This is a genomic window from Flavobacterium tagetis, assembly GCF_016735615.1.
Lineage (GTDB): Bacteria > Bacteroidota > Bacteroidia > Flavobacteriales > Flavobacteriaceae > Flavobacterium > Flavobacterium tagetis.
Map to the genome: position 1 here is coordinate 511,629 of NZ_JAERSF010000002.1, position 14,320 is coordinate 525,948.

Annotated in this window: 12 protein-coding genes and 2 pseudogenes; 3 read left to right on the plus strand and 11 right to left on the minus strand. The window is 33.7% G+C overall.

Going from position 1 to position 14,320, the window contains the following annotated elements; all coding sequences use genetic code 11:
• Positions 1-35: 35 nt before the first annotated feature.
• On the minus strand, positions 36-1,964 hold the full coding sequence (locus JI750_RS09635; protein WP_202000827.1) for a vWA domain-containing protein: 1,929 nt from the start codon (positions 1,962-1,964) through the stop codon (positions 36-38).
• Positions 1,965-2,212: 248 nt separating this feature from the next.
• Here JI750_RS09635 and JI750_RS09640 point away from each other — a divergent pair, with 248 nt between their 5' ends.
• Positions 2,213-3,325 (plus strand): lactonase family protein, encoded by a 1,113-nt coding sequence (locus JI750_RS09640; protein WP_202000829.1) that lies wholly within the window; start codon positions 2,213-2,215, stop codon positions 3,323-3,325.
• Between the two features lie 138 nt (positions 3,326-3,463).
• Here JI750_RS09640 and JI750_RS09645 read toward each other — a convergent pair whose 3' ends face one another.
• Positions 3,464-4,810, minus strand: coding sequence for a DEAD/DEAH box helicase (locus JI750_RS09645; RefSeq protein ID WP_202000830.1), 1,347 nt, complete (start codon positions 4,808-4,810; stop codon positions 3,464-3,466).
• A 213-nt stretch (positions 4,811-5,023) separates the two neighbouring features.
• Here JI750_RS09645 and JI750_RS09650 point away from each other — a divergent pair, with 213 nt between their 5' ends.
• The gene (locus JI750_RS09650; protein WP_202000832.1) at positions 5,024-5,641 is read left to right on the plus strand and encodes a hypothetical protein; all 618 of its coding nucleotides are present in this window, start codon (positions 5,024-5,026) and stop codon (positions 5,639-5,641) included.
• A 16-nt stretch (positions 5,642-5,657) separates the two neighbouring features.
• On the opposite strand, the gene JI750_RS09655 is transcribed toward JI750_RS09650, so the two are convergent.
• The 3 genes and pseudogenes from JI750_RS09655 to JI750_RS22150 form a co-directional block, all read right to left on the minus strand.
• Entirely contained in the window at positions 5,658-6,422 is a 765-nt protein-coding gene (locus JI750_RS09655; RefSeq protein ID WP_202000833.1) for a TIGR02757 family protein, read from the minus strand.
• 121 nt (positions 6,423-6,543) lie between these two features.
• Positions 6,544-6,993, minus strand: a pseudogene (locus JI750_RS22145) (ABC transporter ATP-binding protein); the annotation flags it as partial.
• A 216-nt stretch (positions 6,994-7,209) separates the two neighbouring features.
• Positions 7,210-7,422, minus strand: a pseudogene (locus JI750_RS22150) (ATP-binding cassette domain-containing protein); the annotation flags it as partial.
• 230 nt (positions 7,423-7,652) lie between these two features.
• On the opposite strand from JI750_RS22150, the gene JI750_RS09665 reads away from it, so the two are divergent.
• Positions 7,653-7,937, plus strand: a complete 285-nt coding sequence (locus JI750_RS09665) for a hypothetical protein (RefSeq protein WP_202000838.1) — start codon at positions 7,653-7,655, stop codon at positions 7,935-7,937.
• Between the two features lie 34 nt (positions 7,938-7,971).
• Here JI750_RS09665 and JI750_RS09670 read toward each other — a convergent pair whose 3' ends face one another.
• The 6 genes from JI750_RS09670 to JI750_RS09695 all read right to left on the minus strand — a co-directional run bounded on the left by JI750_RS09670 (position 7,972) and on the right by JI750_RS09695 (position 14,186).
• Positions 7,972-10,752 (minus strand): T9SS type A sorting domain-containing protein, encoded by a 2,781-nt coding sequence (locus JI750_RS09670; protein WP_202000841.1) that lies wholly within the window; start codon positions 10,750-10,752, stop codon positions 7,972-7,974.
• Positions 10,753-11,108: 356 nt separating this feature from the next.
• Complete coding sequence (locus tag JI750_RS09675; protein WP_202000844.1) at positions 11,109-11,411, minus strand: DUF6787 family protein; 303 nt, start codon at positions 11,409-11,411, stop codon at positions 11,109-11,111.
• Between the two features lie 31 nt (positions 11,412-11,442).
• Complete coding sequence (locus tag JI750_RS09680; protein WP_202000847.1) at positions 11,443-11,883, minus strand: DUF6146 family protein; 441 nt, start codon at positions 11,881-11,883, stop codon at positions 11,443-11,445.
• Between the two features lie 164 nt (positions 11,884-12,047).
• Positions 12,048-12,611, minus strand: a complete 564-nt coding sequence (locus JI750_RS09685; RefSeq protein ID WP_202000849.1) for a DUF937 domain-containing protein — start codon at positions 12,609-12,611, stop codon at positions 12,048-12,050.
• 177 nt (positions 12,612-12,788) lie between these two features.
• Positions 12,789-13,142, minus strand: a complete 354-nt coding sequence (locus tag JI750_RS09690; RefSeq protein WP_202000850.1) for a hypothetical protein — start codon at positions 13,140-13,142, stop codon at positions 12,789-12,791.
• A 93-nt stretch (positions 13,143-13,235) separates the two neighbouring features.
• On the minus strand, positions 13,236-14,186 hold the full coding sequence (locus tag JI750_RS09695; protein ID WP_202000853.1) for a D-2-hydroxyacid dehydrogenase: 951 nt from the start codon (positions 14,184-14,186) through the stop codon (positions 13,236-13,238).
• Positions 14,187-14,320 lie beyond the last annotated feature (134 nt).

Below are 14,320 nucleotides of genomic sequence, written 5' to 3' on the forward strand. Positions count from 1 at the left end.
TTGTAAAAAGTAAGACGTTTTAGAAAACGAGAAACCTATTTTACAAATTTTATAATTGCCATTTCTAATGCTAAAAATAACAGTGCAAAGATAACAAACCATTTCCAAATTTGGCTGTCAGTTCGCTCAGTTTGTAGCGTATTAAAAATAGTCGAAATCGTATCGGCAGTTTTGAAATCAGAAACCACATTTGTGTTTACTTGACTTAAATCACTTTCGGTTCTTTTGTAATTAAAACTGATGTTTTCTACCCATTCCTTTTTGTCAAAAACGCTATAGTTTCCAGCAGTTTCTGGAAAATCATTAAAAGTTAACTTGACTTTATTATTCAAAATCTGCTGAACTGGTATAAACGAATCTTCTGTTCCTTTTACTTCTAAAATAGCATCTTTAGTTAAAAGAACATCAACAAAATAAGGCTGATTATTTCCTATTGTCAAAGCATTTACGCCAGTTTTCTGGTTGTTTTGAGCTATTTTATAAAACAGAGGAACAATTAAAGGGGACTGCTGAAAATTAGAATTTGTGCTATTAATAGGCGCTGTAAAAACCGTTATTCCAGAAACCTGATTTTGAACAGCAGTTACAAAAGCGGTTTGGTCCTCAAACGAAAGAACAGCTGGATACGAACTCGAAACGGTAAACGAACTGTTTACTTTCGGATATTGAAAATTGGTTATTTTGTTTTCGAAAACGCCCGAAAATAAAGGATGATCGAAATTAATTTTAGTGATTAATTTACTGTTGGTTTCTAAATTTCCGAACTGAATTTTTCCAAAATTACCCAATAAAGCATTTAAACTCGAAAGAGAAGTTTTTTCGGATGGAATTACAACCAAATTTCCTCCTTTAGAAACAAAAGCTTTCAAAGTCGTTTGCAGTGCCTGTGGAATGTCAATTAATTCGTTTAAAATAATAGTATTCTGTTTTTCTAAACTATTATAATCTAGAGAACTGATTGGATAATTGTTATAATTGAATTCTGCTGAAGTATAAATTCTCGATAAGAAATTGCTTTTTTCAGGTTCACCAATGCTGATAACGTTTGTTTTTTTGTTTTTAGAAATACTGAAAAACAATTTATTATCGTAAGTCAATCCATTGTCTTCAATTGTTACATATCCGTGAAAAGCTTCTTTGGGAATGGTAAAATTGATTTTCTTTTTCTTGGTGTCAAAATTGACAATAGTTTTGGCGATCAGTTTATTTTGATTGTAAAGCGCTGTTGAAACTGGTTTAAAATCTTCGCCATAGGCTGATAAATTTATGCCGATTTCGTAAAAGTTTTCTAAAGTCTGATTGATATAAACGCTATCAATAGAAACATTATTTTTTTGCTCCGCTTCTGGAACAATAAAGTATGGTTTTTCTTCAAAATCTAAACTTTTAATAGCTGCTTCTTTCAAGCCAACAGCATCAGTGATAATGACAATATCTTTTTTATGTGCTGATTTATGAGCTTTTATTTTAGCCGTAATTGCTGAAAGATCAAAAGGAGATGCGCTGTATTTTAAGTTTTGCAAAGAACTTCTAGAAGATTTTATATCAGTATTCCAGAAATTTTCGGTGTTGGTTAAAAGGGAAAATTGAGTGTTTTCGGGCGTGTTTTCAAGCAATTCTTGAACGGCTCTTTTTAACAATTCTCCTTTTTTACCTTTTGCCTGCATGCTAAAAGAATTGTCTAATACAATATACATCTCGTTTGAAGCGTTCTTGCTGTCGGCAGCTTCAAAAAAAGGCTGTGCAAAAGCAATAATGGCGCAGATAAGCAATAACAAACGGGTTGCTAACAAAAGACGTTTTTTGATTTTAGAACTCTTACGAGTCTGAATAGCAAGTTCTTTTAAGAATCGAACATTGGTGAAATAAGAAGTTTTAAATCGTCTTAATTGAAATAAATGAACCAAAATTGGAACGATCAATAAAAACAGAAAGTATAGAATTTCGGGATGTTTAAAGTGCATTCTGGCTTCGATTTACTTCACTACGTTTTGTTTTTCGCGAAGATGCTGGTCAAAAATACAAATTAAAATTATTAAACCATATAAGTAGGAGAATTATGAATTGTTAATTGTCAATTATAAATTGAAAATGTTTGGAGTGGCAAGAAAAATATCAAAAAATGTAACTTTTGTAATTTCTTTGTAACTTAGAAGCTCCTTCAAACAGATATTATTACTTATTTTAGCTAATTCTAAAAATAAAATAAACTATGAAAAAAATATATCTAGTATTATTTTCAGCTTTATCATTAACCACGATTAAAGCTCAAAATAAATTCAACTTACTAGTTGGAACTTACACCAATACTTGCCAAAGCAACGGAATCTACGTGTATGAATTTGATGCTTCGACAGGCGATTATAAATTGAAGAGTTCTTCAGAGAATGTTGTTAGTCCGAGTTATTTGTCGGTTTCTGCAGATAATAAATTTATTTATGCTGTAAACGAAAACGGGACACAAAGTACAGTAAGTTCTTTTTCATATGATTCGCAAACAGGCAAAATAAATCTTTTAAATAAAAATGATGCTTTAGGAGCAGATCCGTGCCATTTGATAAATGATGATAAACATGTAATTGCCGCTAATTATTCTGGAGGAAGCATTGCTGTTTTTAAGAAAAATCCAGACGGAAGCATTACAGAAGTGCAACAGTTAATTCAGCACGAAGGAAAAGGGTCAAATGCAGCGCGTCAGGAAAAAGCACATGTGCACATGGTTGTTTTTTCTCCAGATAAAAAGTTTGTACTTTCGAACGATTTAGGTTTAGATAAGGTGTTTATTTATAAATACAATCCAGCTGCTAAGAATGAAATTTTAACTCTAAAAGGAAGTGTTGATGTAAAACCAGGAAGTGGACCAAGACATTTAACTTTCAGTAAAGACGGGAAATTTGTGTATTTAGTTCAGGAATTGGATGGAACTTTAACAACATTAAGCTGGGATAAAACAGGAAATTTAAAAGTAGTTGCTGAGACAAGCATTCTTCCAAAAGATTTTAAAGGAGGAACAGGAGCGGCGGCAATTAAACTTTCGCCTGACGGAAACTTTTTATATGTTACTGATCGTGTAGATGCTAATGCAATTTCTGTATATAAAATCTCTAAAACAGGAAGTCTGGAATTGGTAGAACAGCAAAGTACTTTAGGGAAAGGTCCTCGCGATTTTGCAATTGATCCAACAGGAAATTACCTTTTAGTAGGTCATCAATATACTAATGATATAGTTATTTTTAAAAGAGATATCGCAACAGGAAAGATTGTAGATACTGGAAGAAGAATACAATTGTGTTCGCCAGTAGGACTGTTGTTTACGAAAATATAGAAAAGTTGCTAAGGTTCTGAGATGCTAAGCTTCTAAGATTAAAAAAGGGTAAAGATTTATTTAAATCTTTACCCTTTTATATTTTATAGAAAAAAACTCAGAACCTTAACAACTTAGTAGCTTAGCATCTAAAAAAACTTATTTTTTCTTCTTCTTCTCGTTTCTTGTCTTCAACATATTTCTGTTAACAGAACCATGTGTTTTCTTTTTGGTTTTTGAAGGCCCTCCAAGATTGACTTTTTGGTTCTTTTTAGATTTTTCGTGAAAAGCGCCATCACCTTCCAGTTTTGGTTTTTTCATTAAAAACTTCCTTGGCAATCTATCTTTTTCGGCTTCAATAAGTTTTTCTGAAACTTCAACTTCTTCAGGGAAGTCGGCTATATCAAGCTCTTGATCCATTAAAAGTTCAGTTGCAATTTTGAATTCTTCTTCTCTTGGAGTAACAAAACTGATTGCAGTTCCCGTTGCGTCTGCACGTCCTGTACGACCAATTCTGTGCATATACAATTCTGGCTCTTCTGGAAGTTCAAAGTTAATTACGTGTGTAATATTAGAAATATCCAAACCTCTTGCCATAACGTCGGTTGTAATTAAACCGCGAAGATTTCCTTCCTGAAATTCAGCCATTGTACTCAAACGGTAATTTTGAGATTTGTTGGAGTGAATAACGCCAAATTGTCCATCAAAAAGCTCATCGATACGATTGAAAAGCATATCTGAAATCTTTTTGTTGTTTACGAAAACTAGAATGCGACTCATGCTTTCGTCAGTTTCTAGTAAGTGTTTTAAAAGATTTACTTTTGTATTGAAATTCGGAACATTATAAGTAATCTGGGTAATTTTTTCAAGAGGAGTTCCTGATGGCGCTAATGTCACTTCTTCAGGAAAATCAAAATAATCATTTAAAAGATCATCAACTTCGTCTGTCATCGTTGCCGAGAACAAAATGTTCTGACGTTTGGTTTTCATCATTGCAAAAAGCGAAGTCAGCTGTGGTCTGAAACCTAAATTCAGCATTTCGTCAAACTCGTCAATAACCAGTTTTTGTGTTTCGTCAAAGCGAACTACGGCATCAAGAGCCAAATCCATTGTACGTCCAGGCGTTCCAACTAAAATGTCAACGCCTTCATAAACGGCTTTTTTCTGTGTATTGATGTTTACACCACCATAAATTCCTAAAGTTTTAACCGACATGTATGTAGTCAGTTTTTCTACTTCTTCAACCACCTGAACGACTAATTCGCGTGTTGGAACTAGAATTACGATTTTTGGCGTGTTAGTATGCGTAAATTTATAAAGCTTTAAAAGAGGCAGTAAATAAGCAAATGTTTTACCGGTTCCGGTTTGTGCAATTCCCATCATATCACGTCCAGACATGATTACAGAAAAAGATTTTTCTTGAATAGGAGTAGGCGTAACAAATCCTAATTCGTCAACAGCTTTTTGTAATGATTTTGGAAGATTAAATTTTTCGAAAGTGCTCATTTGCTTTAAATTTTGTGCAAATGTACGTTAAAATGATGGTTAGAGCACAAGATTTTTCGAATCTTCTAAGATTTTGGTTGGTTAATTGTTTGATTTCTAGTTTTTAAAATGTTTTTATTCTTGTTTAAAAGTATCTACTGTGTTAAAATGATCTGGAGATTTTTTTAATATTTTTGAAAAAATAAGAAAAAGAAAGATAATAGATTAAACAAGATGGCAACATATTCGCAAACCAATATTAAATGTAATGATGTTCAAACTGTAGCAAGAGAACTAAAGAAATATATGCGAATTGGCAGAGAAAAATGGTTTGATAATAGAAAACCATGGTTTTATGTGCCACACGATGAAAATTCTTTTGATGGTGATAATCTAACAATAGTAGTTTCAAAAATTGATAGTGAGGATTGGGTTGAAGTTGAGTTTGATTTTCAGGTTGGGGTGTACTTTTTTGATGAAATTTTGAAATTAATTTCAAAAAATCTGAATACTGAGATTTTGCTCGCCTACTATCAGACTACTAGCGGTCAAGGTCGGTTAGCAAAATTTAAAAATGGGAAATTGGAATTGTCTTATTATGAAAAGTATCGTTATGAAGTTATTATTGAAAACAATGTGAGAACAACAAAATCCAACTATGTGGCAGATAATTTTGGGGCTTCTGGTTCAGATATCGAATTGCTTAAAAACACAAAATTGGATGATGAATCTCTAATAATTGATTACGATTTAATAAATGAATTTTATAAAGCAGAGGGCTTGAAAGTAGATTCAGGGAAAAATATATTTTCTAATTGGGATTACTTGCATTTAGAGCAATTAAAAAAATAATTGCCAGTTTAACAATTTAGAAACCTTCAAAAACCCCTAATCCAAACAAAGCAAAATCATATTTTACAGGATCTTTTGCATCCATTTCTCTTAATTTGGTGTCTAATTCTAATAAAGCTTTTGCATCATTTTGCTTTCGCGAAAGAATGCCGAGTTTGCGGGCAACATTTCCAGAATGAACATCTAACGGACAAGATAAAACGGAAGGTGAAATGCTTTTCCAGATTCCTAAATCGACACCTTTTGCATCTTGGCGCACCATCCAACGAAGGTACATATTGATTCTCTTCGCTGCTGAATTGTTTAACGGATCTGAAATGTGTTTCTGAGTTCGAGCTAAATGATCTGTTTCGAAGAATATCTTTTTGAATTCGCTGATGCTTTTTTGCAAACTGTCTTTTTCTTGATTTTTAGCAAAAACAGATTCTAGTCCGTTGTAGTTTTGGTAGATATGTTTTAGACCCTTTATAAAACCTGCAAAATCATTTCCGTTGAAAGTTCTGTGAACAAAAGTTTCAAGTCTTGCCAAATCTTCATCAGAATGTGACATGATGAAATCGTAAGGTGTATTGCCCATTAATTCCATCATTTTATGAGAATTCTTAATGATCATTTTACGGTTTCCCCAAGCAATAGAAGCGCTCAGAAAACCTGCAATTTCGACATCTTCTTTTTGAGTAAAAAGATGCGGAATCTGTACAGGATCACTTTCTATGAAATCCTGATTGTTATATTGAATGACTTTTTCGTCTAGAAATTCTTTGAGTTCTTTTTGGTTCATGTTGAAATGAAATCTTCTAATGTATTCGAGTGCCCTAGCCCTGATGGGAGCGGCATCCTTTTTCTGGCTTCTTTAGCCAGGAAAAGATATAGCGGACAGCAGGAGTTAGCTCCTGATTATTTTAATTGCTAATCTGTCCATCAACCATAACTAATTTTCTGTCAGCCATGTTTGCCAATTCTTCGTTGTGAGTTACAATGACAAAAGTTTGCCCGAATTCGTCTCGAAGCTGAAAAAATAATTGATGCAGATTTTCGGCAGAATGTGTGTCTAGATTTCCTGAAGGCTCATCGGCAAAAATAACATCAGGTTTATTGATTAAAGCTCTTGCAACAGCCACACGCTGCTGTTCTCCACCCGAAAGTTCGCTCGGTTTATGATTAATTCTATGTGAAAGTCCAAGATAAGAAAGGAGTTTTTTTGCTTCTTCTTCGGTTTCGGCTGTTTTTTTGCCTGCAATGTGAGCCGGAATACAAACGTTTTCTAAAGCTGTAAACTCAGGCAAAAGCTGATGAAATTGAAAAATGAATCCGAGATTTAAGTTTCTAAAGTCGGATAAAACTTTGTCTTGTCTGCTTTTCTTTTTGAAGTAGCGATTATAATAAAACAATAATAGTAAAGTCGGTGCGAGGATTAATGCCCAAGTACCGTAGCCGAAAATATCATTTTCTATTTTACTTCTAAAAAACAATAAAAACACAGCCAATAAAACGAAATAAAGTGCTCCTAACCAAGTAATGATTTTAAACGCTTTTTCTTGATTAGAGCTTTCGTTTTTGATGTTTTGAAGCTCTAAAACGTTTTTGCCATTAATAGTCAGAGATGAATCTGGATTATGGTCTGGTTTGTCTAAAGTTCCTAAAATCTGCAATAATGTCGTTTTGCCAGCGCCCGAAGCACCAACAATAGAAACAATTTCACCTTTTTTAATATGTAGATCGACTCCTTTTAGAACTTCAAGTTTGTCGTAGAATTTATGTATGTTTTTTGCGTGTATCATGTACTGAAACTGTTTTTACAAAGAAACAAAGATTATCATTATAATCAAATTCCAATATTTTTAAATTCTAAATCCCAAATCCCAAATTCCAAAAAAAGTGAAGCGATTTTTGAAAATCTAAAATCGGTACGTAAATTGATATGGGAATGTTGGAAATTAAATTTAATAAATAAGTAAGACTACTTTAGGGAATTATTTTTAATTTCGATTAACTTAAAAGTGAATGTGTTATGCAAGATTTAGAAGTTGCAGAAGATAATAGAATGTCAAAATTAATCATCGGATTAGTTTTGGATGGAATTGGTATGATTTCTTTCTCGATTCCGTTTCTGGGTGAGTTCTCAGATGTGGTCTGGGCGCCTATTGCGGCAATAATTATGGCGAGAATGTATAAAGGAAGAGTAGGGAAGGTTGCTGGGGTTTTGACTTTTTTGGAAGAGATACTGCCTTTTACAGATGTGATTCCGTCTTTTACCCTGACTTGGATTTATACTTATTTTTTTGAAAAGAAATAGAAAAGACGGCTCAAAGCCGTCTTTTTTTATGTTGCTATTGCACAATTATTTTCTTCACATATTGTGTTTTCTTTGTCTGCGGATTTATAACTTTAATTAAGAAAACTCCTTTTGAGTGTAATTGAATATTTTCTTGTGTGTTTCCTCTAATTTTTTGCTTTAACAGTTCTTTTCCAAAAATATCATAGATTTTTAAATCTGAAACTTCTGTTTCTTCGCTTTCAATTAATACTGAGAAAGCTCCTTTGCTTGGAATTGGCCAAACGTTAAAAGCATTATTTTTATTTTCTTTATTAATATCATCTGTTCCTAAAGTCAAGCTTTGCCCACTTATAATGTTTACTTTTCTTTTCATAGTTCCTCCTTCAGAATCGGTTACAGTAAATTCAAAAGAGCATAATCCGTTAGAAGCAGGAGTAAAGGCAACAACATCAGTATTTAGAGTTGCGTTTCCGTTTATTACATTTGAAATTGAATAAGAGACTCCATTTGTAAAACCTCTAGATAATTTTTGAATATTGATGTCTATTTTGTTTCCGTTTGGAGATTCGTAATGAGGCAAAGACATCCATTGTAGATATTTATCTAAATTAGTGTAGCCATCTAAATCTGGATCGGCATTGGCATCTGAGAAATCTCCAATTGCAGAGTTTACATTTGTTCCAATGATGTTTTCCCACCAATTTGGCAGTCCGTCCTGATCTGTGTCCCAATTTGAATCTCTAACTTCTGTTGGATAACTTTCAAAACCTCCCACATCAGCTTCGTTGTCAGGGAATCCAGGTTTTCCTGTCACGCTTCCAACAGCAGAATATGTTCCGTTTAAAGTTTCTGAAATGATTCGCTGGTCATGATCGTCAAATTCAGGTTGCGTACATCCAACATCAGAAAGGACGATTTTATAAGCATTTTTTGCAGATTGGGTAGTTACATAAGAGGGAAAAAATGGTGTACTTACAAAGTTGTCATAAGGAACCGTGTTCCCAGAAGCTTTTCTGCCTACCGTCTGATTATTTTCATCGAAATAGCCGGGCATTACATTTCCGTTAAAATAGCATCGCTGCATTCCTGTTCCAACGCCTTCATTTTGCTGGTTAAAAGCAACAAATATTTTTGATCCTGCACCTGGCTTATAATAGTTATTGACGAAATTTACTTCTTTTGTTCCTCCGTCGGTTGTTCTTCCTCCCCAGTTATAAACAACGTTATTGGTAATGTCCATTCGGCCTGTATAAGCGCCACTTCCGTCCAATCCACCACCTAGACTCCAATTACGGCCATAACAGTGTGCTAATAAATTATGGTGAAAGCTTCCAATATCACCGCCAATTGTAGCAGCATAACCGTGTTCTGTTCCTACTGGATAATTTTGGTGGTTCGCGGCATTTAGAGCTTCAGAAATAAGTGTTCTCTGAAGGGTTATATTTTTTCCAGATCTCGAACTGAAAGATTCGTCAATCGTCCAGCTGATAGAACAATGGTCAATAATACTGTTGTCAGAGCCTGTTAATCCCATTCCGTCATAAGTAGGTCCTGCGCCAACTCTAACTCTTAGATTTTGTACAATTGCATCATTTCCAGTTACGCCAAAAGGAGCAGAACGAATACAAATTCCTTTTCCAGGCGCTGTTTGTCCAGCAACGGTTACATAAGGCTGGTTTAAAACGAGACGAGATTGTAATTGAATAACTCCTGAAGTATTAAAAACAATTGTTCTTGGACCAATATCGTTTGTAACGGCTTCGCGGAAACTTCCCGGACCACTGTCATTAAGATTAGTTACAGCGACTATTTTTCCTCCGCGTCCTCCACGCGCAAAGCGGCCATATCCTTCGGCATCAGGAAAAGCAAGCTGTGCGGGACGAAAACGCCAAACATTTCCTTTTTCAACTCCGTTTGCTAAAACTTCGTCAATACGCCAGTAATATGTTGCGCCTGAATATAATCCATTTACTTGATAAGAATTGCTGGCTAAAGCTTGGTTTCCTTTAAATTCTGGAGAAGATGTTGTGGCGTTGTCAACAGTTGTCTGGTCTGTTCCAAAATAAATATTATGAGAAACAGCATTTGCAGCAGCTGTCCATTGCAGTAATTTTCCGCTAGAGGTTAATTCGACATGTTCGTCATTTTGTTTTGGATTTGGATTTGTAGCTTGATAAAAAATATTAGGCGTATTTAATTCAAAACCATTAAAAATGAAGTTTTTGATATTTTCTGTTCCAGAAGTTTCTGCTGACATTAAAATCACAACATCAGTTCCTGCTGTAGCTTGAAATTTTAAATAAGCAGATTTTGCATCTGCAGTTTTGGTTGCTCGCACTGATGGAATCAAATTATCTACTACTAGATTTCCGTCAACAGAAATGTCAATTGGGCTAAAGGTATTGGTTGTTGGACTGTCTACATTATTAAAAAAGGCTAACACTGTATGTTCGCCTGTTGCTAAACCGCTTATTCTAAGTTCGATTTGTGCGCCAAGATTTGCAGTTGCGCCTTTTACAGTAAGTCCGTCAGATACCAATCGAGCATAATAAGGAGCCTGAATTCCTGCTTTGTACCAGTTGGTTCCTAAGTTGTCTCCATTGTTTCCAACGCGAGTAATAGTAAAGGTAACTCCATTTTCAGTATAAGTGCTGGTGTTGCCAGAAGCGATTACCCAAGTGGTATAATCGGGGTCGTTTACTTCGGCTTTAGGTCTTCCTGATTGATCAAAATCAATTTTTACAATCGGATTTTGGGCAAAAATCTTGTTTAACGGCGTAATGAGGCAGATTGCTGCCACTACTACGGAGAGTTTTAAGTAATTTTTCAGCATGTCAAATTGTGGTTTGGTTAGTAAGTAATAATTTTATCGAACAAATTAAACGACTGATTATCAGTTGTGAGTAATTAATTTCGACTATTGTAAAGTTTGTTATTACTTAAAATAAAACTATCCTGCACAATGCTGTTCTGCTTGGTGTATTATCTTTAAATGGAATTAAAGCAATAGTATTTTCTTTTTTATGCTAATTTTTTAAATACGTTATATCTGATAAATGCAGGGATTGATCAATATGAAGGTTATAAATGATAATTGATTGAATAAATCGAAAAGAAACTTAAAAATATGAATAAAGGATAATCTTGACCAGAACGGTTTTTGAAATTTAAAAGAAATGGAGAGGGAAGTTATTCTTTAAATAAAAAACCCAGTCCCATGTTTTTTAGCATTTTCTTTTCGAAGTTCCAAAAGAATTTAAATTGCCCAAAAATAGTTCCGATAGCTACTAATAAAACTTGATAAATTGGGAAGATAATGATAAGGCGAATAAGTGTAAACCAACCTCCGAAATCTTCTTTAGTGATGCCTAGCCAAACGCAGAAAGGTTTAGACAGCCACGCAGATGCCGATCCTGTGATGGCAAAAACGATAAATATAATTACGGCTTGTAAATTTGAGGTAATTCCCCAGCGTTTTTTTAATCTGTTCATTGCTATTTGTAATGATTACAAATATAGTATATTATCTTAAAGGAACGTTACCCCAAAGCTTTTGTTTGTAAGTATTTTGGAAATAAATCATGTAATTGTAAATTAGGTAATTTACTTCATAGCCGTAATGAATGTCAGGTCGGTAGTCAATAGACATTTCGTATAGATTTGGGTTGTAACGCTGTGGTTGTGAAAAACGATTATTCCATTCTGTTACATACAGGTAGTTTTTGTTTTCAAGATATTGCAATGAATAATAGTTTCTCGGATAAGCACGGGAAGCAAGCCAAGTCGAGAATCCATTGTCAATAATAATAACTTCATATTCTAATGAATCGTTTGCAATTCTAACAGTATCACTTATTTTTTTATTTGATGCAGATGCAGTATCAGTGCTCGCAATATTCTGGGAAGTTGTAGAACATGCAACAATTATAAGTAAAACAATTAATATGGAAATGCATTTTTTCATAGCATAAAATTACGATATTTTTTCTAGGTTCAGAGAAGTAAAGGTTCAAAGTAACAAAGGTTTAACTTCTTGCTAATAAAAATAAAAAAGGATTACAATTTTGTAATCCTTTTTTATTAAAAGTCTTTAATACTTTGAACTTATGTAGCTTTATACCTTAAGAGCTACTTGCTTCCAAACAGTTTTCCGATAAATCCAGCGATTCCTCCTTTGCTTTTTGTAACTACTAATACATCTGCAACGTCAACTTTTCCATCATTGTTTTGGTCAAGTCCGAATTGCATTCCGTATTTAGAAATCGTATCCATTATTCCAGAAGCTTGTCCACTGTTTCCTGAAATAGAATTGATGATATCTGAAATTTGAAAACTGCTATCGTTCGGATCTTTTGCTTTATTGACTAAAGAGCCTAAAATCTGCGGAATCAAGTTGGAAGCAACTCCATTTGAATCTGAACTGCTTAAACCAAATTTTTCTCCAAGACTTCCGCTTAATTGCTGTTGAATTTGTTGAACAACTGGATTTGAACTGTCTACTGGAGAATTTCCATTAAATAATCCGGCAATTTGATCTGTGTTTCCTTCAGAAACAATCTTTTTTAATCCTTCAAAAATAGAATTGCTCGTCTCGCTTATTACTGCTTCATTATGTTCATTTGGGACAGCGTTATTGTTTACAACAGCATCACCTCCGTATTGCTGTACTAATTGGGTTAATTGTTCAAACATGATATTTAAGGTTTAAAATTACACGCCAAAATTAATAAAAAAAGAAAGTTATTTACTACAAATTTACTGATAAATCCATTTAAAGGTACTTTATTTTTTAATTACTTGGTTGGGCAAATTCAAGAAATTCGCTAAAAGCTTATTTATATTGACTTAAATTAGAACCATTGTTAAAATTTAGTATTTTGTATCTTTTGCTTTGCACCAGGTTGTAACATCTTTAGGATTAAATCCAGGACAACTATTAATGTTCTTTTTAGAAAAAAATAGCACATCATTATCAAATGTACTCAGGTTGTAGTAATAGTTGCTGTAATCTTCTCCATATCTCCACACATCGCTTGAGCCTTCATTGCCAGTAGTTTCATTAAAAGTAAAAATGGAAGATTGCTTAGGTATAAAATATTCTTTTTCAATAATAAGTGAAAATATATTGCCAAAGATAGAAGTGCAGAACAAGGCAATTGCAATTACCATTAGAATCAGTCTGATGATCCACTTACGTTTAGAGCCTTTTTTATGTGTATTCATAGTTATACTTTAAATGTTCGCGAAAGTATAAAAAAGAAAGGGATTTACTACAGGTAAGTAGTAAATCCCTTTAGTCGAATTTAATCTATTTTACTAGCTCAACAAAGTAATAATTTGTGATGCTAATTCAGTACCAATTCTATCTTGTGCTTCTCCAGTAGCAGCTCCGATGTGAGGAGTCAAAGAGATTTTAGAGTGCATTAAGATTGCCATTTCTGGTTTTGGTTCGCTTTCAAAAACGTCTAAACCAGCAAAAGCAACTTTTCCTGAGTCTAAAGCTTTTACTAAAGCTACTTCATCAATTACACCGCCACGAGCACAGTTTACAATTCCAACACCGTCTTTCATAATTGCAAGTTCTTTCTCTCCAATGATGTAGCCATCTTGAGCAGGAACGTGTAACGTAATGAAATCTGCTTCTTTAAATAAAGATTCTAAAGATTGAGAAACAATTGTGGTTGTGATTGATTGTCCGTCAAAGAATTCAACTTTTACATCAACTTGAGGAATAAAACTATCAGCAGCGATAACTTTCATTCCAAGACCCAAAGCCATTTTTGCAGTAGCTTGTCCGATACGACCAATACCAACAATACCTAAAGTTTTTCCTCTTAATTCAGTTCCGTTAGCGTAAGCTTTTTTCAAACCATCAAAGTTTGAATCTCCTTCAAGAGGCATATTTCTGTTAGAATCATGTAAAAAACGTACTCCAGAGAATAAGTGTCCGAATACTAATTCTGCAACAGATTCTGAAGACGAAGCAGGAGTATTAATTACATGGATTCCTTTACTTTTTGCATAATCCACATCGATATTATCCATACCAACACCACCACGACCGATGATTTTGATACCAGGACAAGAATCGATAATATCTTTACGAACTTTAGTTGCACTACGAACCAAAATTACGTCAATGTTGTTATCATTTATATAGTTAGCCACTTGTTCTTGAGCTACTTTTGTAGTGATAACTTCAAAACCGCCTTTTTCTAAGGCTAGAATTCCGCTTTTAGAAATTCCATCATTTGCTAATACTTTCATTGCAGGGTTTATTTTTTTATTTGGATAATCGATTAACTGTTTAATCGATAGCCAATCTATTTGATTTTTCTTTTTTGATATTTTACAGCAGGTATTTTTTTGACGATTAAACAGTTAAACAAATTAACGATTAA